This is a genomic window from Pollutimonas rozaliensis (genome assembly GCF_048751585.1).
Lineage (GTDB): Bacteria > Pseudomonadota > Gammaproteobacteria > Burkholderiales > Burkholderiaceae_B.
Genome location: NZ_JAZHOB010000009.1, coordinates 69,227 through 88,349, shown reverse-complemented (window position 1 = coordinate 88,349; position 19,123 = coordinate 69,227). Strand labels below are relative to the sequence as shown.

19 protein-coding genes and 1 pseudogene are annotated in these 19,123 nt (G+C 62.4%); 17 read left to right on the top strand and 3 right to left on the bottom strand.

Annotation, left to right across the window (positions count from 1 at the left end; all coding sequences use genetic code 11):
• Nucleotides 1-5: 5 nt before the first annotated feature.
• From V0R37_RS17170 to V0R37_RS17120, 11 genes and pseudogenes are all read left to right on the top strand, one after another.
• Nucleotides 6-1,232 carry a CaiB/BaiF CoA transferase family protein gene (locus V0R37_RS17170; RefSeq protein ID WP_420375680.1) on the top strand — a complete coding sequence of 409 codons (1,227 nt, stop codon included), beginning with the start codon at nt 6-8 and terminating at the stop codon, nt 1,230-1,232.
• A gap of 80 nt (nt 1,233-1,312) precedes the next feature.
• Nucleotides 1,313-2,089 carry an IclR family transcriptional regulator gene (locus tag V0R37_RS17165; protein ID WP_420375679.1) on the top strand — a complete coding sequence of 259 codons (777 nt, stop codon included), beginning with the start codon at nt 1,313-1,315 and terminating at the stop codon, nt 2,087-2,089.
• Nucleotides 2,090-2,120: 31 nt separating this feature from the next.
• A pseudogene (locus tag V0R37_RS17160) lies at nt 2,121-2,300 on the top strand (PepSY domain-containing protein); the annotation flags it as partial.
• Between the two features lie 189 nt (nt 2,301-2,489).
• The gene (locus V0R37_RS17155; RefSeq protein ID WP_420375678.1) at nt 2,490-3,290 is read left to right on the top strand and encodes an IclR family transcriptional regulator; all 801 of its coding nucleotides are present in this window, start codon (nt 2,490-2,492) and stop codon (nt 3,288-3,290) included.
• A 21-nt stretch (nt 3,291-3,311) separates the two neighbouring features.
• Complete coding sequence (locus V0R37_RS17150; protein WP_420375677.1) at nt 3,312-4,466, top strand: acyl-CoA dehydrogenase family protein; 1,155 nt, start codon at nt 3,312-3,314, stop codon at nt 4,464-4,466.
• Nucleotides 4,466-6,043 (top strand): class I adenylate-forming enzyme family protein, encoded by a 1,578-nt coding sequence (locus tag V0R37_RS17145; RefSeq protein ID WP_420375676.1) that lies wholly within the window; start codon nt 4,466-4,468, stop codon nt 6,041-6,043. Before V0R37_RS17150 ends, V0R37_RS17145 begins: the two co-directional genes overlap by 1 nt.
• 19 nt (nt 6,044-6,062) lie before the next feature.
• Nucleotides 6,063-7,226, top strand: a complete 1,164-nt coding sequence (locus tag V0R37_RS17140; RefSeq protein ID WP_420375675.1) for an ABC transporter substrate-binding protein — start codon at nt 6,063-6,065, stop codon at nt 7,224-7,226.
• A 17-nt stretch (nt 7,227-7,243) separates the two neighbouring features.
• The gene (locus tag V0R37_RS17135) at nt 7,244-8,116 is read left to right on the top strand and encodes a branched-chain amino acid ABC transporter permease (protein ID WP_420375674.1); all 873 of its coding nucleotides are present in this window, start codon (nt 7,244-7,246) and stop codon (nt 8,114-8,116) included.
• Nucleotides 8,113-9,066 (top strand): branched-chain amino acid ABC transporter permease, encoded by a 954-nt coding sequence (locus tag V0R37_RS17130; RefSeq protein ID WP_420375673.1) that lies wholly within the window; start codon nt 8,113-8,115, stop codon nt 9,064-9,066. The genes V0R37_RS17135 and V0R37_RS17130 overlap by 4 nt, the downstream gene beginning before the upstream one ends.
• Nucleotides 9,053-9,763 carry an ABC transporter ATP-binding protein gene (locus V0R37_RS17125; protein ID WP_420375672.1) on the top strand — a complete coding sequence of 237 codons (711 nt, stop codon included), beginning with the start codon at nt 9,053-9,055 and terminating at the stop codon, nt 9,761-9,763. Before V0R37_RS17130 ends, V0R37_RS17125 begins: the two co-directional genes overlap by 14 nt.
• Nucleotides 9,760-10,461, top strand: a complete 702-nt coding sequence (locus V0R37_RS17120; RefSeq protein WP_420375671.1) for an ABC transporter ATP-binding protein — start codon at nt 9,760-9,762, stop codon at nt 10,459-10,461. The genes V0R37_RS17125 and V0R37_RS17120 overlap by 4 nt, the downstream gene beginning before the upstream one ends.
• Nucleotides 10,462-10,469: 8 nt before the next feature.
• Here V0R37_RS17120 and V0R37_RS17115 read toward each other — a convergent pair whose 3' ends face one another.
• Nucleotides 10,470-11,369, bottom strand: a complete 900-nt coding sequence (locus V0R37_RS17115) for a LysR family transcriptional regulator (RefSeq protein ID WP_420375670.1) — start codon at nt 11,367-11,369, stop codon at nt 10,470-10,472.
• A gap of 83 nt (nt 11,370-11,452) precedes the next feature.
• Here V0R37_RS17115 and V0R37_RS17110 point away from each other — a divergent pair, with 83 nt between their 5' ends.
• From V0R37_RS17110 to V0R37_RS17085, 6 genes are read left to right on the top strand one after another with little or no spacing between them, the layout of a single operon-like run.
• Nucleotides 11,453-12,352: an amidohydrolase family protein gene (locus V0R37_RS17110; protein WP_420375669.1), complete on the top strand. Its 900-nt coding sequence runs from the start codon at nt 11,453-11,455 to the stop codon at nt 12,350-12,352.
• 28 nt (nt 12,353-12,380) lie between these two features.
• Nucleotides 12,381-12,977 (top strand): hypothetical protein, encoded by a 597-nt coding sequence (locus V0R37_RS17105; RefSeq protein ID WP_420375668.1) that lies wholly within the window; start codon nt 12,381-12,383, stop codon nt 12,975-12,977.
• 1 nt (nt 12,978) lies between these two features.
• Entirely contained in the window at nt 12,979-13,536 is a 558-nt protein-coding gene (locus V0R37_RS17100; RefSeq protein ID WP_420375667.1) for a carboxymuconolactone decarboxylase family protein, read from the top strand.
• Nucleotides 13,537-13,553: 17 nt separating this feature from the next.
• Nucleotides 13,554-14,354 (top strand): SDR family NAD(P)-dependent oxidoreductase, encoded by an 801-nt coding sequence (locus V0R37_RS17095; protein WP_420375666.1) that lies wholly within the window; start codon nt 13,554-13,556, stop codon nt 14,352-14,354.
• Nucleotides 14,338-15,285 carry an SMP-30/gluconolactonase/LRE family protein gene (locus V0R37_RS17090; RefSeq protein ID WP_420375665.1) on the top strand — a complete coding sequence of 316 codons (948 nt, stop codon included), beginning with the start codon at nt 14,338-14,340 and terminating at the stop codon, nt 15,283-15,285. The genes V0R37_RS17095 and V0R37_RS17090 overlap by 17 nt, the downstream gene beginning before the upstream one ends.
• Before the next feature lie 19 nt (nt 15,286-15,304).
• Nucleotides 15,305-16,279, top strand: coding sequence for a Bug family tripartite tricarboxylate transporter substrate binding protein (locus V0R37_RS17085; protein WP_420375664.1), 975 nt, complete (start codon nt 15,305-15,307; stop codon nt 16,277-16,279).
• 61 nt (nt 16,280-16,340) lie between these two features.
• On the opposite strand, the gene V0R37_RS17080 is transcribed toward V0R37_RS17085, so the two are convergent.
• Entirely contained in the window at nt 16,341-18,026 is a 1,686-nt protein-coding gene (locus V0R37_RS17080) for an ABC transporter permease (RefSeq protein WP_420375663.1), read from the bottom strand.
• Nucleotides 18,027-18,034: 8 nt separating this feature from the next.
• Entirely contained in the window at nt 18,035-19,123 is a 1,089-nt protein-coding gene (locus V0R37_RS17075; protein WP_420375662.1) for an ABC transporter ATP-binding protein, read from the bottom strand.

The following is a 19,123-nucleotide window of genomic DNA, read 5'->3' as shown; positions in this document are numbered from 1 at the left end:
TCGACATGACCGTTACAGGCAGCAAGCCCTTGGCAGGCTATAGGGTGTTGGATTTGACCACTTTTTTGTCCGGACCGTTCTGCACCCAGATACTGGCTGATCTTGGCGCGGAGGTCGTCAAGCTGGAGGCGCCGGAAGGAGACTCCAGCCGCCATATTCCTCCTCATTTCGTAGGCCGGGACAGCGCCTACTTCCTGGGTATAAATCGAGACAAAAAAAGCATAGCCGTCAACATGAAGGTGCCGGAAGGCTTGGCGCTGGTGCGGAAGCTGATTGCGGAATCCGATGTTGTGGTCGAGAACTTTCGACCCGGCGTGGCTGGCCGGATAGGGCTGGATATTGAATCAATCCGCAAGGAACTGCCCCGCCTTATCTGGGCTTCCATCAGCGGATTCGGCCAGGATGGCCCCTTCCGGGACCGCCCGGCGTACGACATGATTGTTCAGGCATTGTCCGGCGTAATGAGCTTGACGGGGGAGCCGGGACGCCCCGCCGTCCGCCTTGGCATCCCCGCCGGAGACATGGTGGCGGGCATGTACGCCGCCATAGCCGTCAATGCGGCTTTGGCCGATCGTGAGCGTGGCGGTGAAGGCCGCCATATCGATGTGGCGATGCTGGATTGCCAATTGGCGATGCTGTCCTATCAAAGCACTTATGCGTTGGTGGCCGGCGTCACGCCGCAGCGCCAGGCAGCGCGGCACGACTCTATTCCAACCTACCGTTCCTTCGTCGGTGGCGATGGGCGCGAACTGGTTATCACCGCCAATACCGAAAGAATGTGGCGCAGCCTGTGCGATGTGCTCGAGTTGAGCGAATTGCCGTCCGACCCGCGTTTCGCCAGCGGCGACAAAAGGCTGATAAACCGCGAAGCTCTGTGGGTTCTGCTTGAAAACGCATTCCGGGCCCGGCCCGCAGCCGATTGGATCGAGCCGCTAGCGGTCGCTGGCGTGCCGGTCGCTCTGATCAAGACGGTGCCCGAGGCCTTATCCGATGCCCGGGAAAGCGGGCGCGGCATGGTCATGGAGCTGGTCAAGGATGATGGCACGTCCATCGATGTGGTGGGAAATCCGATCAAATTCGTCGGGGTGGAAGAAGAGGCCGGGCGCTACCCTCCCGAGCTGGGCGCCGACGCCCGAGCCATACTGGACTCCTGGCTCGGCCTGGACAACACCCATGTCGCACAACTGCTTGCCTGCAAGGCAGTGCAATGGCGGGATCCCGTCCCTCAATGATTTGATTGGGCGCCATTCCAGATAATGAAATTCACTTCTGGTAAGTGATATCATTTTGCCCAAACTGGAGGGCGGGAAGCATGAGCAAGGCGGGTGAATCTTTAGGCACTGTGGCGCGGGTCATTGCGCTGCTGCGCTTATTGGCGGAAAGCAACAACGATCTGACGCTATCCGTTTTATCGGAAAAGATGGGCCTAGCGCCCTCTACGATACATCGCCTGCTTGCTCTGCTGACTAAAGAAGGCCTCGTTGGACGAAACCCGGCAAGCAAAACCTACTATTGCGCAGCGGAGTTCGTCAGGATTTCATCGCTGGTACTCCAGACGTCCAGCATTGCCGATGTGGCCGAGCCCATACTTCAGTCGTTGGCGCAGCGGTTCAACGAAAGCAGCATGCTCTGCCTCTACCTTGAGCAGCAGAAGCGCTACACGATCGCCAAGGCAATACACGGTACGCAATTGCTGCGTTACGACATCCAGGAAAACACCCCTTTGCCTCTGGCATGGGGTGCGTCCGCCCGAAGTATCCTGGCCTTTCTGCCTCAAGCCGAAATCGATGAAATCCTGTCGGCTTCCGGCCCTTCGCAAGTCAGCGGTGAGCCCATTGATGAAAGGACGTATGCGGATTTGGCCGCCACTCGGGAGCGTGGGTACGCCTTCACGCCAGGACAGCGTGTGGCTGGCTCCGTGGGCCTGGGGGCTCCTTTCTTTGGAGCCAACGGGCGTGTCGTGGGCTCGATTTGCCTGACCATTCCGCGGAATCGTTTCGATCCTGCTCAAGAAAAGATTTTGGGTCACGCGCTTATTGAGCATGCTGCCCGGCTTAGCCATCATCTGGGCTTTACCGGAAACCGGTAAGCGGATTCTTACAAGCTTATTTGCACGCCTTGTGGAGCGTGACTTCGGCCGCCAAGCTCACACCTGGGACTGGATACACAAGTGGTCCAACTTGGTCTGCATGGTTTTCCTGCTGGTCATTTTCCTGACCGGTTTGCCGCCGGTATTCCATGAAGAGATCGAGCACTGGCTGGACGACGGGAAGCCTTACGCGACTGTCCCGGACGGTACCGCTTGGCCAATCTGGATCTTACCGTGGACAAGGTCAGCGCCACTACCGATACTAATTGCTGTTTCGCACAGCGAACGGTTGTTTCGAAAAATTTGACCCGTTGATTTTCTCCGTGACAGAATGACGCAGCCATACCGGCCTTGAATCCTGCTTTCAGACAGGTCGGCCGGCGGGCGGGAGGACATGGAGATGAGTCATGAGCTACGCATGACCGACGGGGGCGAGAACACAGACCGCCAATTCGTCAACGCGCTTGCGCGCGGGCTGGAGATTCTGCGCTGCTTCCAGCCGGGCAAGGCGTATCTGACCAATGCCGATCTGGCGCGCGACACCGGTTTTCCCAAGCCGACGGTGTCGCGGCTGACCCATACCCTGAAAAAGCTGGGCTATCTGGATTATTCCGAGGCCATGGGCAAGTACATGCTCGCCTCCGGCGTGCTGGGCCTGGGCTACTCCATGCTGGCCAATCTTGATGTGCGCAATCTGGCGCGCCACGCGATGCAGGAGCTGGCCGAATATTCCCGAGTGTCGGTCGCCATAGGCGTACGCGACCGCCTGGGCATGATTTATGTGGAGACCTGCCGCAGCAGCGCAAGGGTGACTCTGCGGCTGGATGTCGGTTCGCGTATTCCCATCGCCACAACCTCGATGGGCAAGGCGCTGATCTGCGGCATGCCGGACGGCGAGCGTGATGGAGTGCTGGACGAAATACGGAAGGCGGACAAGGAAAACTGGCCGCGCATCAAGAAGGATCTGGAAAAAGCGTTCCGCGACTACGAGACCCTGGGGTTCTGCATTGCCTTGGGCGAATGGCAGCCGGAAATCCGTGCCGTGGGCGTGCCTCTTATCGGCGTGCGCGGCGAAAAGCAGATGGCATTCAATTGCGGCGGCCCGGCTTATCTCTTGCCGCACGACAAGCTGGAAACCGACCTGGGGCCGCGCCTGGTTGCGCTGGTCCGGGACGTTGAAAAACAAATGGGCCGCTCATAGGCCGGGCTACAAGGGAAAAGAATGATCAGAGACGAGGAAACACTGGGCCTGCTGCTGGACAGCGTGTCGCGCTTTGTGCGCGAACAGTTGATTCCGCTGGAGGACGAGCTGGCCGAAACCGACCGGGTGCCCGAGCGCGTTGTCCAGCAGATGCGTGAGCTGGGTTTGTTCGGCCTGTGCATCCCGGAGCAATACGGCGGCCTGGCGCTGACCATGGAAGAAGAAGTGCGCTTCGCCTTCGAGATCGCGCGCACTTCGCCGGCCTTCCGCTCCCTGATCGGGACGAACAACGGCATCGGTTCGCAAGGCATCGTCATCGACGGCACCGAGGCGCAGAAGCGGAAGTACCTTCCGCGCCTGGCCTCGGGCGAGATCATCGGTTCGTTCGCCCTGACCGAGCCGGAATCCGGATCGGACGCGGCCTCGCTACGCACGACGGCGGTGCGCGACGGCGACCACTATGTGTTGAACGGTACCAAGCGCTTCATCACCAATGCGCCGCAAGCCGACATCTTTACCGTCATGGCACGCACGGACCCCAGCGGAAAGGGCGGCAATGCCATTTCGGCATTCATCGTCGAAAAGGGCGCGCCCGGCTTGTCCCTGGGCAAGGTGGACAAGAAAATGGGGCAGCGCGGCGCACATACCTGCGACGTGGTGTTCCAGGATTGCCGCGTGTCCGCCGACAACCTGATAGGCGGAAAAGAGGGGGTCGGGTTCAAGACGGCCATGAAGGTCCTGGACAAGGGCCGCCTGCATATTGCGGCGGTCTGCGTCGGGGTGGCCGGGCGCATGCTGGACGATGCCCTGCGCTATGCGATGGAGCGCCGGCAATTCGGCCAGCCGATCGCGGAGTTCCAGCTGATACAGGCCATGCTGGCCGACAGCCGCGCCGAAATCTATGCCGCGCGCTGCATGGTGCTGGACGCGGCGCGGCGCCGCGACGCGGGCGACGATGTTTCGACGGAGGCATCCTGCTGCAAATTGTTCGCCTCGGAGATGTGCGGCCGGGTGGCTGATCGGGCCGTGCAGATCCATGGCGGGGCCGGCTATGTGGCCGATTATTCCATCGAACGTTTTTACCGCGATGTGCGCCTGTTCCGCATCTACGAGGGAACGACGCAGATTCAGCAACTGGTGATCGCCCGCAACATGATCCGGGAGGCCAGGAACTGATGTCCGCGCAAACCGAGGCCTTGCTGTCCAGCCTGCCGCAGCGCCTGAGCGATATTCCGCTGCGGTGGGCGACGCTTGCGCCAGAGCGCGTGGCCTTGGCCGAAGGAACCGTGCGTTTCACTTATCGGCAACTGGCGGACGCGGTGGATCATGCCGCTGCGCAGTTGCGCGAGAGCGGACTGCGGCCTGGCGACAGGCTGATGATACTGGCTGAAAACTGCATCGCCCAGGTCGTGTTGATCTTTGCCGCCGCGCGCATCGATGCGTGGGCGGTCAATGTCAATGCGCGCCTGTCCGATTGCGAAGTGGACGCCATACGCGAACACAGCCGGCCGCGCCGCGTGGTCTATACCGTGGGTGTCTCGCCCGAGGCGCAGGCCCATGCGTCCCGCCACGGCGCCGCCCTCATCCGTTTGCCGGGCGTGGGCGATATCGCTCTGGGCAAGCTGGACGAAACCTGCATACCCGAACCTGTCCAGGCCGATGGCAAGGACCAGGTGGCGGCTTTGATCTACACGACGGGAACCACCGGCCAGCCCAAGGGAGTCATGCTTACGCATCGCAACCTGCTTTTCATTGCGGCGACGTCCAGCCGGGTGCGGGGCCTGCTGCCATCGGACCGCGCCTACGGCGTGCTGCCCATCACGCATGTGTTCGGCCTGGCGTCGGTGGCGCTGGGCACCTTGTATGCGGGGGCGTCGCTGTACCTGGCTGCGCGCTATACGCCGGGGGCATTGATCGATGCATTGCGCAACGAGGGCTTGACCATTGTGCAGGGCGTGCCCGCCATGTATGCGCGCTTGCTGGATTACAACTTCGGCGCGTGGAACCCGGCCGACAGCCGCCTGCGGTTCATTTATGCGGGGGGATCGCCGCTGGACCAGACGCTGAAGGATCAGGTCGAGCGCCTGTTCGGGCGCCCTCTGCACAATGGCTATGGCATGACCGAGAGCTCGCCCACCATCAGCCAGACGCGCATCGAAGCGCCGCGCCGCGATACATCGGTGGGTTCGGCAATTCCGGGCGTCGATATCCGCATCGTGGATGCGGCGGGCGCCGATATACCAGAAGGCGAAGCCGGAGAACTATGGGTGCGCGGCCCCAATGTCATGAAAGGCTATTACCGCGATCCCGACCTGACGGCACAGGTCCTGGACAAGGACGGCTGGCTGAACACGGGCGACATCGTTCGCCAGGATAGCGAAGGCGCGCTGTTTCTTGTCGGCCGCACGAAGGAATTGATCATCCGTTCCGGATTCAATGTGTATCCCGTCGAGGTCGAGGCGGCGCTGAACGCGCATCCGGCGGTGATCCAGTCCGCCGTGGTGGGCCGCCAGGCCGAGGACGGCAATGAAGAGGTCGTGGCCTTCGTGGAACTGGACCCGGCGTCGGGTCCGGTCGATCTGAAGGCCTTGCATGCCTGGCTGGAGACGCGCCTGTCGCCCTATAAAAGGCCGGCCCGCATCGTCGTCATGGATGCCATGCCTGCCGCGGCCACCGGCAAGATTTTGAAGGGCCGGCTCAAAGAGCTGGCGCAACAGTTGCGCAAAGAAGAACTCCATCCGGAGTCCAGATAATCCCAGGAGGATAGAGACAATGAAAAAGCGATACACAAGCATAGGACTGGCCGTTCTGGCGATGTCCCTGAGCGGCACCAACGCCTTGGCCGAGGAATTCATGGTGGGCGAGCAGGAGCCCTTGACCGGGGCGCTGGCCCGCGTGGGTACCGGCATGCACGAAGGCATCGCCGTGGCGGTCGAGGTATTCAACAAGACCAATGGCAAGCACACCATCAAGGTGTTGACGCAAGACGATGAATCGTCGCCGGCCAAGGCCATCGCCGCCGTCGAGAAGCTGGCCTCACAAGGCGTGGTGGCCTTTACCGGCGGCTACGGCTCGAACAACATCGGCCCGGCCTCCGATGCGGCCAACAAGCTGGGGCTTACCTACATTACCTCCGGCGGCGTGGACAACGGGCTGGTCCAGCGCGGCTACAAGACCTTCTTCCGCATCAACAACACCGCCGGCTACCAGAAGGCCATGGTGGGCGTGCTGGACGACATGAAGGTCAAGTCGGCCTCGGTCATCTATTCCACCAAGGAAGCCACCGCGCACCTGGCCGAGGACGTGCAAAAGGACCTGGCCGCCAAAGGCTTCAAGGTTGGCATGCACCCCTTCGATCCAGGCATTTCCGACTTCAAGCCCATCGTCAACAAGGTGCGCCTGCGCGACAAGTCCGAAGTCATACTCATGGTCGGCTACGAGAACGACTACGTCGGCATCCTGCGCGCGGCCAAAGTGTTGAAGCCCGACGTCAAGGCGATGATAGGCGTGTGGTCGCTGGCCACGCCCAAGATGGCCAGCGACTTCCCCGACCTGATGCCCAAGGTGTACGGCACGGCCTTGCTGCCCTATCCGACCCAGTTCAAGACGGAAGAGGGCAAGGCCTTCTACGATGCCTACAAAAAGCTGTACAAGAAAGACCCCGACTACCTGGGCCAGTTCGGCTACGTGCAGTCCATGCTGCTGTTCGAGGCGATTGCGCGGGCGGCGGACAAGGGCACCATCAAGAACGGCGGCATTGCAGAGGAAATGGCCAGGACCGACCGCAACACGCTGATAGGCCGGGTGCAGTTCACCAAGGGTGACAATCTTAATTTCGTCCATCACATGGGCCAGCACCAGGGTGACAAGATCGAGATCGTCTGGCCGGCAGATGCCGCGACGGCGCCCATGCAGTATCCGGGCGTTCCCTGGTAAAGACACGGCATGCATCCATGACGGAACTTATCCTTCAGGCGCTGTACTCCGGCGTGCTTCAGGGCGGATCCTACGCCCTGATCGCGCTGGGCCTGGCGCTGGTGTTCGGCACGATGAAGGTCATCAACCTGGCGCACGGCGAACTGGTGCTGCTGGCGGCCTATATCGCGTACAGCGTCGAGTCGTCGCTGGGCTTGAATCCGGTCTTCGCCATCCCGGTCGCCCTGGTCATCGTCTGCCTGTCCGCGCTGATCATGTATTACCTGGTCGATCTCATCAAGACCGACCGGGAGCTCAATTCGCTGATCCTGACCTACGGCATAGGGGTCATCCTGACCAATGCCATCTTGCTGATCTGGTCGGCCGACATCAAGTCCACCTCGTCGGCCTGGCTGCAAGAGGCCGTCGTGGTGGGACCCTTGTACAGCATGCGCAGCGAACCGGTGTTCTTCCTGGTCAGCGTGCTGCTCATGGGCGTGCTGTGGTGGTGGCTGTCGCGCAGCTGGTACGGCAGGGCGGTGCGCGCGGTGGCCGGCAATCGCGATGCGGCGCGGCTCATGGGCATCAACCCACGCCGCACCGAGCTGGTGTCCTTTTTGATCGCCGGAATCCTGGCATCGTTCGCGGGCGTGGCCATATTCAGCTATGGCGTGATCCAACCCTCGCTGGGCCATGTGCTGACCATCAAGGCTTTCATCATTACGGTGCTTGCCGGCATCGGTTCGATTCCGGGCGTGCTGGTGGGCGCCTTGCTGCTGGGAATCACGGAAGCGCTGACCATTACCCTGGCCAGCTCCGCCCTGCAGGAATTGGTCGGCATGCTGTTGTTTCTATTGGTGTTGTTCGTGCTGCCCAACGGCTTGTTCGGCGCGGCGGGGAGGCGGGGATGAAAACAGGCAAACTGGCGCTGGCGGCGGCTCTGCTGGCTTACATCGGCGTGCCGCTGCTGCTGGGCGGCAACAACTATGTCATGAGCCTGATCATCGCCGCACTGGTCATTGGGGGAGTTGCGCTGGCCTGGGCATTGCTGGGCAATCTGGGCGGCATGGTCAGCTTTGGCCATTCGGCCTTTTTCGGCGTCGGCGCCTATGTGTCGGCCATTCTTACCATGGAGGCGGGCGTGCCCGTCATGGCCGGCCTGGTGCTGGGCGGCCTGGGGGCGGTGGTGGTGTCGGTGGTCATGCTGCCGGTATTGCGCCTGCGCGGGCCGTACTTTGCGCTGGCCATATTGGCCTATGCCCACATCTTCAAGATCGTCGCAACGGAATGGTCGTCGGTCACCGGCGGTTCGGGCGGCTTGTCCAGCATCCCCCGCTTTCCCGATATCTTCGGCCTTGACCTGGCGGGCAAGGTGGGCAGTTACCTGATCATTCTTTCGATTCTGGTGATATTCGTGCTGTGCTATCGCACCATACGTTCCAGCCATTACGGCCTGGCGCTGCGCGCCATGCACGACAGCGAGGACGCCACCCGCGTCATCGGCGTGAACAGCATCCTGCTCAAGGCCCTGATGCTTTTCGTTTCGGCCTTCATGACCGGAGTGGTCGGCGCGTTCAACGTTCATTACATCAGTTTCCTCGAACCGGATTATGCCTTCAACGGCGTCTGGATCACCCTGCCCATCATCGCGGCCATCTTCGGCGGCTACCGCACGCTGTGGGGGCCTGTGGCCGGGGCGCTGACCGTCTACCTGGTCGATCAATTGGTGTTCAAAAGCCTGATTCCGTCCGGGCATCAGTTGATACTGGGGGGCCTGCTGGTGGCCATGATCATCTTCAGTCCGCGCGGTTTGCTCCCCCTGCTGCGCAAGCCAGCCAGGAGAAAGCATGCTGCAGCTTGATGCTCTGACGGTGCGTTTCGGCGGCCTGACGGCGGTGGATGCCGTGACGCTGTCGGCCGGGCGCGACGAGGTCCTTGGCCTAGTGGGGCCCAACGGCGCCGGCAAGACCACCCTGTTCAACGCGGTGTCCGGCCTGGTGCGGCCATCGGCCGGCCGTATTGCTTTCGATACGGTCGACCTGGCTTCCATGCCCCTGCACCGGCGGGCACGCATGGGCATAGGCCGCACTTTCCAGATACCGCAGCCCTTGCACGAACTGACCGTGCGCGAGAACCTGATCGTGGCCCAACGCTTTGCAACAGGCCGCGTCGACGACGCGCGCATCGAGCAGGTGTTGGATTTCACTAAGCTGGGCGGCCGAGCCGACCGCAATGCCGCCACCGAGCTGGCTTTGACCGAACTGAAGGCGCTGGAAATCGCCAAGGCCTTGTGCACCGATCCCAAGCTGTTGTTGCTGGACGAAGTGCTGGCGGGGCTGGAAACCAGCGGCAAGCGGCGCTTCATGAATATGCTGCGAGAGCTGCATAAGGAATTCGACGTGGGCATACTGATCATCGAGCACGACATCGAGACCATCAGCCAGCTATGCGACCGGGTCGCGGCCCTGGATTTCGGTCGCCTGATCGCGCTGGGCACGCCCGACGAGGTGTTCAGCGATCCCGAGGTCGTGCGCAGCTATACCGGAGGCCAGGCATGATAGAAGTCGAAGGCATACGCGCCGGATATGGTTCGATCAATATTCTTTGGGACGTCTCGGTGTCCATACGCCCCAGCGAACTGACCACCATCATCGGCCCCAACGGCGCCGGCAAGACCACCTTGCTGCGCGCCATCATGGGGCTGGTGCCCTTGGCTCAAGGCTCGGTGCGCCTGGATGGCAAGGCGCTGGCCGGCACGCCCACCTGGAAGATGCCCGACCTGGGCATGGTCATGATTCCCGAAGGCCGGATGATCTTCAAGGACATGACCATAGAAGAAAACCTGATGCTCGGCGCCTTCACCAAAAGGCACCGCGCCGGCTCGCGCCGCCAGTGCGAGAAGGCTTACGAAATGTTCCCGCGCTTGCGCGAACGGCGCAACCAGCTCGCCGGCACACTGTCCGGCGGCGAAGCGCAGATGCTGGCCATGGGCCGGGGGCTGATGGCCGATCCGCGCGTGCTGATCATCGACGAACCGTCCCTGGGCCTGGCTCCCGTCATCGTGAATGAATTGTTCCAGACTCTGGCCAGGCTGAAGGAAGAGGGGAGGACCATCATCCTGGTGGAGCAAAGCACACACAGGGCGGTCGGCGTGGCCGACCATGTGTACCTGCTGCAAGGCGGCAAGGTCGCGCTATCGGAGCGTGCCGCCGATGTCGATATGGAGCGCCTGCACGAGTTGTATTTCGCGCATTGAACCGGCGATCAGTGCATATGCTCGGCAATGTTCAGGCCGCGTATGATGTCGGCGGTGGCGATGGCCAGCTTCGAGCTTGAGCCGTCCGTCGGCAGCGCCAGGGCCAGGTTGTTCCGTATCGTCGGCTCGACGATCTGCGAATAGCTCAACTCGTCGTGCCCCGCGTGGTCGGTGATGGCCGAGCGCGGGATCACGGTAAACATATTTCCGCGCGCGGTCGTTTCCAGTATGGAGTGCACCACGTCCACTTCGGCCACCACGCTCAACTCCACATTCAGGTCGCGGCAGGTGTCGTCCACCAGGGCGCGTATGGTGTTGGGCGCACTGGGCAGGACCAGCGGATAGCGGGCCAGGTTGGCCACCTTCACCTTGCGAGGCGGCACGGGCCGCAGCCCGCGGGGGTAGGCCAGCACCAGTTCCTCGCGGTAAATGGTTTCGCAAACCATCAGTACCGATGGCGGCGGCTCGTACAGCAGGGCCAGGTCCACCCTGTCCTTGATCAGCCATTCGCGCATTTCCGTGCTCAGGCCTTCCGCGATGGTGATGGAGGAGTCCGGAAACATCAGGCGGAATTGCTGCACGATGTGCGGCGTCAGGCGCCGTGCGATGCGCGGCGGCATGCCCAGCCTGACCTTGCCCTGCATGGACGAGCGGAAGGCCAGCAGATCCTGCTTGGCATGGATGGCCAGTGCGTGGATGGATTTGGCGTGGCTCAGGAAGCGCAAGCCGGCCTCAGTCGGCTCCACACCTCGGCCGGTGCGCCGCAACAGATGCTGTTGCAGTTCGGATTCCAGTAATTGGACCTGGCGGCTGATGGAGGGCTGGGCCACATCCAGAATATCCACCGCCCGCGAAAAGCTGCGCTGTTCGCATACGACGATGAAATAGTGGATCTGTTTGAGGTTCATACCGTCATGATATAGGATTTTTCTATATCTGAAGTCAGGTTCGCGATATTGTGCCCGGGGCGGCGGCGGGGCATGATGCACCCATGAAACAAGAAACTACCGTATCGGCGGATTGCCTGCCGCCTTTGCCGCTGGACCAGGTTGCCGCACCGGCGCAGCGTCCGCCCGCCCTGGCCTGCGATGCGCATACCCATATCTTCGGGCCCGCGGCGGTGTTCCCGTACGCGCCGGATCGAACCTATACGCCGCCCGACGCCCCCTTCGAGGCCTTGCGCGCTTTGCATCGCAAGTTGGGCATCTCGCGCGGCGTGATCGTGCAGCCAGGCTGTCATGGCTACGACATGTCGGCCGTGCTGGATGCCTTGGCCAAGGGGCACGGGCAGTATCGCGCCGTGGCGCTGCTGCCGTCCACGGCGACGGCGGCCGAGGTAAAGCGCCTGGATGCGGCCGGCGTACGCGGCGTGCGCTTCAATTTCGTGGCGCATTTGAAAAACGTGGCCTGGAGCGAAGTGCGGGAAATGGCCCGCTTGATCGCTCCCTTCGGCTGGCACCTTTGCATACACAGCGACCGGCAATCCTTGCCCTCGCTGCTGCCCCTCTTGAAGCAACTGGACATCCCCTTCGTGCTGGACCACATGGGCCGGGTCGCCGCCGTCGACGGGGTGGACGGCGCGCTCTTTCGCGAGCTGCTCGCATTGCGCGATCACCGCCAGGCCTGGGTAAAGATCTCGGGCATAGACCGCATATCCTCATCGGGCCGACGACCCTACGACGATGGCCGGCCCTTTGTGCAAGCCCTGGTGGAGTCCATGGCCGACAGGCTTCTGTGGGGCAGCGATTGGCCGCATCCCAATGTACGCGGCGATATGCCGAACGATGGCGAACTGGTGGATATCTTCACCCAGCTATGCCCGCAGCGCGCGGAGCAGGAAAGAATATTGGTGTCGAATCCGCAAACCCTTTATCGGTTCGACGAAGCCTAAGCATGCAAGCACGGAACGGTGTTGGAATATGAGCATTTTTTTATTGAAATTGGCCGGCCTGGCCTATCGCCACGAACAGCTGCGCAGCCTGCTCGGCCCGGCGGCCCTGGGCGTGGACGGGCTTGACATGGAGGTCTTCCATGCCGTCCAGGGTACCGAGACCTATGCCTATCTGAGCGTTCCGGAAGCCCTGGCTGTAACGGCGGCAGACGCCATCCGGCAGGCGCTGCGAGCGGGCTTGCCGGTGCAAGCTCCCGCCGCGCAGGTCATCGAATTGCGCTGTACCCAAGACGTGCCCGGCCAGGCGGCCGGCCGGCCCGCGCCCTGGCACTACATCGTCGAAACCGACGTCCAGCCCCAGGCCGAGCAGGATTTCAACGATTGGTATTCCACCGAGCATCTGCCCGGCCTGGCCGCCGTGCCCGGCACCGTGCGGGCGCGCCGCTATCTGGCGCAGCCAGCCGAGCCCAAGTACTACGCCGCCTACGACCTGGAAGCCCTTGAGACCTTCGGGTCCGGGCCTTGGCTGGCGGTGCGCGCGACGGAATGGAGCTCGCGCGTACGGCCCAATTTCATGAATACGAAACGCAGCATGTTCAAGCGCGTGCCGCCACAGGGAGACTGATATGCCTAAATTATTGCCGCCCGATCCGGCACATATGTCCGAGCACCAGCGCCGGGTCTACGACGCCATCATGGCGGGTCCGCGCGGGCGCGTACGCGGGCCGCTGGCCGTCTGGCTGCATCGCCCTGGCCTGGCCGAGCATGCGCAGGCGCTGGGCCAGTATTGCCGCTACGACTCCAGCCTGGAGCCGCGGCTGTCCGAGCTTGCCATCCTGACCCTGGCGGCACTATGGGGATCGGAGTTCGAATGGTGGGCTCATCACCCCATTGCGCTCAAGGCGGGCTTGTCGCCCGAAGCGGCCGAAAGCATACGCCGCGGGGACAGGCCGGTGCTGGATCGCCAGGACGAAGACGTGGTTTACGAATTCGTGCATGCCTTGGTCGAGACGCGCCAGGTGCCTGATGCCCTGTATCAGCGTGCGCTGGATACGCTGGGCCAGGACGGGGTGGTCGACCTGGTGGGCTTGGCGGGCTACTACACCCTGATCTCCATGACACTGAACGTGTTCGACATACAACCACCCGAGGGTGAAGCTCGGCAACTCAATAATCAAAACTGATCTGACAGGAGCATGATATGGCTGGACGTTTAGAAGGCAAGGTTGCCATCGTTACCGGCGCGGGCAGCGTGGGCCCGGGCTGGGGCAATGGCCGGGCCATCGCCTTTCGCTTTGCGCAAGAAGGGGCAAAGGTTTTTGCGGTGGACCTGAAGGCCGAGGCCTTGGTGGAAACCGTCAGCAAGGTACGCGAGGCAGGCGGCCACATCGACACCTGGCAGGCCGACGTGACTTCCAGCGACTCGGTGCGCGAGATGGTGCAAGCTTGCGTCCAGGCCCATGGCCGGGTCGATATCCTGGTCAATAACGTGGGCGGATCAAGACGCGGTGGGCCCGTCGATCTGGACGAAACGGTCTGGGATCAGCAATTGGATTTCAATCTTAAAAGCGTATTCCTGGGCTGCAAGCATGTGCTGCCCGTCATGGAAAGCCAGGGCACAGGCGCTATCGTCAATGTGTCCTCGACCTCGGGCATACGCTGGACGGGAGCGGCGCAGGTGGGCTACGCCAGCTCCAAGGCCGGCGTCATCCAGTTCTCGCGCGTGGTGGCAGTGGAATACGCGCCCAAGAATATACGCTGCAATACCGTCATCCCGGGTCAGATGCACACCCCCATGGTCGAGACCCGGCTGGCCGGGCAGCGCGCGGGCGGCGACGTGCAGAAATTGCTGGCGCAGCGGCAGGCGCGCATTCCCTTGCCCTTCATGGGCGACGGCATCGACACCGCCAATGCGGCGCTGTTCCTGGCATCGGATGAAGCGCGCTTCATTACCGGCACCGAAATCGTGGTCGACGGAGGCATGAGTGTACGCTGCGGCTAATCTTTCTTCCCGTTATCCGGACCCCGGCATCATCGCGCTGGACCCCCGCTTTCACGAACTGGTCCTGCCGCTGGCCGTCATTGAAAAACTGAGCACGGGCGCGCGCTGGGCCGAAGGCCCGGTGTGGTTCGGCGACGGACGCTATCTGTTGTTCAGCGACGTGCCCAGCGACCGCATGCTGCGCTGGGATGAAATCACCGGCCAGACCCAGGTGTATCGGGGGCCATCGAACAATGCCAACGGCAATACCCGCGACCGGCAGGGGCGTTTGATTACTTGCGAGCACCTGGGGCGCCGCCTGACGCGCACCGAGCACGACGGCACCGTGACCGTGCTGGCCGACCGGTATCAGGGCAAGCGCCTGAATTCGCCCAACGACGTGGTCGTCAAGTCGGACGGATCCATCTGGTTCACCGACCCGCCGTTCGGCATCGTGGGCTATTACCAGGGTGAAAAGGCAGAGCAGGAACTGCCCGCTTACGTCTATCGGCTGGACCCCGACAGCGGTGAACTCACTGTCGTGGCGGACGCTGTCAACGGCCCCAACGGTTTGGCATTCTCGCCCGACGAAAGCATTTTGTACGTGGTGGAGTCGCGGGCCAGGCCGCGCAACATCCTGGCCTTCGATGTGTCGCCCGACGGGAAATCCCTGAGTGGACAGCGCGTGCTGTTCGATGCCGGCGAGGGCACGCCTGACGGTTTCCGCGTGGACATCCATGGAAACCTGTGGTGCGGGTGGGGCATGGGCACGGCCGAGCTGGACGGCGTGCGCGTCTTTTCTTCCGAAGGAGAATTGCTGGGAAAAATCGCGCTGCCCGAACGCTGCGCGAATCTGTGTTTCGGTGGCAAGCACCGGAATCGTTTGTTCATGGCGTCGTGCACGTCAATTTATTCGTTGTACGTCAACACGCAAGGCATTGCGGGAAGCTGAGATATCAAGGAGATAATCTATGTTCATAGTCAACAATACCGTGTTCAAGCGCTGCGCCCTGGCGCTGGTGCTGGGTATGGCCGGCACGGCGGCTTCGGCCAGCACGCCCACGACGGTGGTGGTGGCTTTCCCGGCGGGCGGGCCCGCCGACACGCTGGCCCGCGTGGTTGCGGCCGAACTCGAAAAAACGCTGCAGTCCACTGTGGTGGTCGAGAACAAGCCGGGCGGTAACGGCGCCATCGCGGCCAGCTATGTCGGCCGCGCCACGCCCGACGGCCACACCTTGTTCCTGAGCTCCGCGGGCGCCATCGCCATCAACCCACCCCTGTATCCCAAGCTGGTCTACAACCCCAAGAAAGAGCTGCAGCCGGTGACCATGCTGGTTTCCACGCCTGAAGTCCTGGTGGTGCCCGGCTCGGGCAGCATCAAGTCCCTAAGCGAGTTCCTGGACGCCGCCAAGAGCAAACCGGGCAGCGTGACCCTGTCTTCCTCGGGCATAGGCAGCATGCCACATATGGCGATTTCGCTGCTTAAGATCGCCACCAAGGTGGATATCCTGCATGTGCCCTACAAGGGCGCGGCGCCCGCCATCAAGGATACGGTCGGCGGCCAGGTGGGCGGCTTCTTCGGCGATATTTCTGGCCTGATGGCTTTCATCAAGGACAATCGCGTTCGTCCTATCGCCATCGCCGCGGCCAAGCGCTCCGCCGTGCTGCCGAACGTTCCCACCTTCGACGAGCTGGGCATCAAGAATGTGTACGCCAATAACTGGTATGGCATGTTCGCGCCCAAGAAGACGCCAGCGGAGACCATCGACAAGTTGAACAAGGCCTTGCGGACAGCCCTGGCCAGCGACGCCGTGCAGAAATACGTGCAGACCAGCGGGCTGGAAGCCACGCCCACGTCGCCGCAAGAGTTTGAGAAACTGATCGATGAGGACACCCGCAAGTGGGGCGACGTCATCAAGGCGGAAGGCATCACCGTCAACGAATAAGCGGTTCGCCGTTTATCGAAAAAGCGCGCGGGGCAATGCCTGCCCCGCGCGCTTTTTGCTTTTAGTTGCCGCCTTGCATGCTCTTGAACTTGCGTCCCGCCAGCATGGCCAGCAGCACCAGCCCTGTGGAAATGACGATCATGATGATGCCCAGGGCGGACAGCTTGCCCCATAGCCCGTCGTCGGCGAAGCTTAGTATCTGCACCGCCAGCACTTCGCTGCCGGGCCGCGACAGCACCACGGAAACGGTCAGTTCGCGCACGAACATCGTCGCCATCAGTATCCAGGCCGATACCACGCCGGGGATGAGCAGCGGCACGATGATGCGGCGCATGGTGGTCAGGTTGGAGGCCCCGCAAACCAGCGACGATTCTTCCAGGTGGGCATGCACCTGCACGAAAGCGCTGGCCAGCGGCCGTATCCCGTAGGGCAGGTAGGCGGCGATGTAGGCCAGCAGCAAGGCGGTCAGCGTGGCATACAAGGGCGTCTGCACGAAGAACCACATGAAGCCTATGCCGATGACGATGCCCGGGAATGAAAACGACAGGAAGCTCAGCGACTCCAGCAGGCCGGCCGCGCGCGTCCGCAGCTTGACGATGACGTAGGCGACGAAGGCCGACAGCAGGACGCCCAGGCTGGCGCCGACCACCGCCAGGAATACGCTGTTCTTCAGGGCCAGTTGCGACAGCGGGTCTTCGATGACCTCGATCCAGTGCTTGAGGCTCATCAGCGAGAAGGCGCGGGCGCTGGGCACCATGGAATAGGGCACCAGCGAGGTATACAGCAGCACCGCCACGGGCAGTATGACCATCAGGAAGGAAAGGGCGCCTATGCCGATGAACAGCGGGGTCCTGGCGCGCTTCAGTTCGATGACGGTGGGGCGGTAGCCGCGTCCGGACACGGTCACGTACTTGCCGCTGTCGGCGGTCAGCGCCCGGTAAAGCACGATCAGCCCGATGGAGGCGCTGAGTATGCTCATGCCCAGCGCGGCGGCCTTGCCGTAGTCCGGCGTAAACCCGGTGGCCACCATCTGGTACAGATAGGTGGCCAATACGTCGACCTGGCCCGGCATGCCCAGCACCCGGGGAACGGCGTAGGAAGCCAGGCTGCGCACCACGGCCAGGATGAAGGCGGCCAGGATGGCGGGGCGCAGGACCGGCAGGGTGACCCGGACCAGGGTGCGCCAGGTACCCGCCCCGAATACCCGCGACGACTCTTCCAGGGCGACGTCGAAGGACGCCATGGCCGGGGCGATGATCAGGTAGGCGATGGGCATGTTCAGCAGGCCCTCGACCAGCACCATGCCCCACAGCGAATAGATGTTGAAGGGCGCCTCGTCCAGCCCGAAGGTGTTCACCAGCAGGGTATTGAGCAGGCCGTTGGATGGGTTCAGCAATAGCGCCCAACTGACCGCGAACAGCAAGTGCGGGATCATCATCGGGACGATGGACAGCACGGTGAACGCCGACTTGCAGGGGATGTCGGTGCGCGTGTTCAAGTAGGCCAGCACCAGCGCCAGCCCGGTTGAGAACAAGGATGAGCCGACCACGAAGATAAGCGTGTTGACCGAGACTTCAAGCAGGAAGGGGTCGGTGTAGGCGGCGACGTACTTGCTGAGCGTGAACGATCCGAAAGCCGTCAGCCCTTGCGAGAAGCTGCCCAGCAGCAGCATCAGCACGGGGCAAAGCGTCAGGAATCCAACGATGACGATCAGCGACCAGGTTAGTTTGGGGCGTGATTGATTCATGTTTCCGGTCAGGCCGAGACGAGCAGGCAGTGTGCGGGATTCAGGTTGACGCTGACGGTGTCGCCTTCCTTGACGGGGATGTCGGGGTCGATTCTTGCCAGCAGGCGTTCATTGCCCACGCGTATCTGGGCTTCGTAGACTTCGCCGATGAATTCCAGCGATTCTATTGTGCCGCTGATCGCGTTGCGGCCGGCGCCGGCCTGGCTGCTGCCGTCGATGCGTATGAATTCAGGCCGTATGCACAAGGTGACTTCGCTGCCCGTGGGCAGGCTGCGGTGCTGGCTGGCAATGGGACCCAGGCCGGATTCAACCAGGGTCAGGTCGCCGTCCTGGCCGACCACGCGGGCCGCGATCAGGTTGGCGCGCCCGATGAAATCGGCCACATAACGGTGGTCGGCGTCGAAATATATTTTCTGGGGTGAGCCGATCTCCACGATGTGCCCGGCCTGCATCACCGCGATGGAGTCAGAAAGGGCCAGGGCTTCCACCCTGTCGTGGGTGACGTAGACCGCCGTGATGCCCAGCGAGCCCATGAAGCTGCGCAGTTCCTTGCGTGTTTCCTCGCGCAGCTTGGCGTCCAGGTTGCTAAGGGGTTCGTCGAACAGGATGACCTTGGGCTCGGCGACCAGGGCCCTGGCCAGCGCCACCCGCTGCTGCTGGCCGCCGGACAGCTTGGTGGCGGACCGGTTCTCGACGCCTTCCAGCTGGACGAAACGCAGGGTTTGAGCCACCTTGCGCTTGATCTCGTCCTTACTTTCGCCGCGTATCTGCAAGGGGTAGGCCACATTGTCGAAGACGCTCATGTGGGGCCAGATGGCGTAGGTCTGGAACACCATGCCCAAGCCGCGCTTCTCGGTGGGAACGGCGATGCCGCGGGCTTTGGACCAGACGATTTCGCCGCCTATGGATATTTCACCGTCGTCGGGGGTTTCCAGCCCCACGATGCAGCGCAGCAGCGTGGTCTTGCCACAGCCGCTGGGCCCGAGCAGTGTGAAAATGGTGTTGGCGGGTATGGTCAAGTCGACGTTGTCCAGCGCCTTGACCGTTTTTCCCTCGGAGACGTAATGCTTGGTGAGCCCTTGTATGCGTATTTCCAT

Bases quoted from the DNA above. Each gene is read 5' to 3' on its own strand.
- V0R37_RS17085 (WP_420375664.1), top strand. From the start codon at position 15,305: ATGTTCATAGTCAACAATACCGTGTTCAAGCGCTGCGCCCTGGCGCTG.
- V0R37_RS17105 (WP_420375668.1), top strand. From the start codon at position 12,381: ATGAGCATTTTTTTATTGAAATTGGCCGGCCTGGCCTATCGCCACGAA.
- V0R37_RS17110 (WP_420375669.1), top strand. From the start codon at position 11,453: ATGAAACAAGAAACTACCGTATCGGCGGATTGCCTGCCGCCTTTGCCG.
- V0R37_RS17120 (WP_420375671.1), top strand. From the start codon at position 9,760: ATGATAGAAGTCGAAGGCATACGCGCCGGATATGGTTCGATCAATATT.
- V0R37_RS17145 (WP_420375676.1), top strand. From the start codon at position 4,466: ATGTCCGCGCAAACCGAGGCCTTGCTGTCCAGCCTGCCGCAGCGCCTG.
- V0R37_RS17115 (WP_420375670.1), bottom strand. From the start codon at position 11,369: ATGAACCTCAAACAGATCCACTATTTCATCGTCGTATGCGAACAGCGC.
- V0R37_RS17075 (WP_420375662.1), bottom strand. From the start codon at position 19,123: ATGGAAATACGCATACAAGGGCTCACCAAGCATTACGTCTCCGAGGGA.
- V0R37_RS17125 (WP_420375672.1), top strand. From the start codon at position 9,053: ATGCTGCAGCTTGATGCTCTGACGGTGCGTTTCGGCGGCCTGACGGCG.
- V0R37_RS17135 (WP_420375674.1), top strand. From the start codon at position 7,244: ATGACGGAACTTATCCTTCAGGCGCTGTACTCCGGCGTGCTTCAGGGC.
- V0R37_RS17100 (WP_420375667.1), top strand. From the start codon at position 12,979: ATGCCTAAATTATTGCCGCCCGATCCGGCACATATGTCCGAGCACCAG.
- V0R37_RS17165 (WP_420375679.1), top strand. From the start codon at position 1,313: ATGAGCAAGGCGGGTGAATCTTTAGGCACTGTGGCGCGGGTCATTGCG.
- V0R37_RS17140 (WP_420375675.1), top strand. From the start codon at position 6,063: ATGAAAAAGCGATACACAAGCATAGGACTGGCCGTTCTGGCGATGTCC.
- V0R37_RS17170 (WP_420375680.1), top strand. From the start codon at position 6: ATGACCGTTACAGGCAGCAAGCCCTTGGCAGGCTATAGGGTGTTGGAT.
- V0R37_RS17130 (WP_420375673.1), top strand. From the start codon at position 8,113: ATGAAAACAGGCAAACTGGCGCTGGCGGCGGCTCTGCTGGCTTACATC.
- V0R37_RS17150 (WP_420375677.1), top strand. From the start codon at position 3,312: ATGATCAGAGACGAGGAAACACTGGGCCTGCTGCTGGACAGCGTGTCG.
- V0R37_RS17155 (WP_420375678.1), top strand. From the start codon at position 2,490: ATGAGTCATGAGCTACGCATGACCGACGGGGGCGAGAACACAGACCGC.
- V0R37_RS17095 (WP_420375666.1), top strand. From the start codon at position 13,554: ATGGCTGGACGTTTAGAAGGCAAGGTTGCCATCGTTACCGGCGCGGGC.
- V0R37_RS17080 (WP_420375663.1), bottom strand. From the start codon at position 18,026: ATGAATCAATCACGCCCCAAACTAACCTGGTCGCTGATCGTCATCGTT.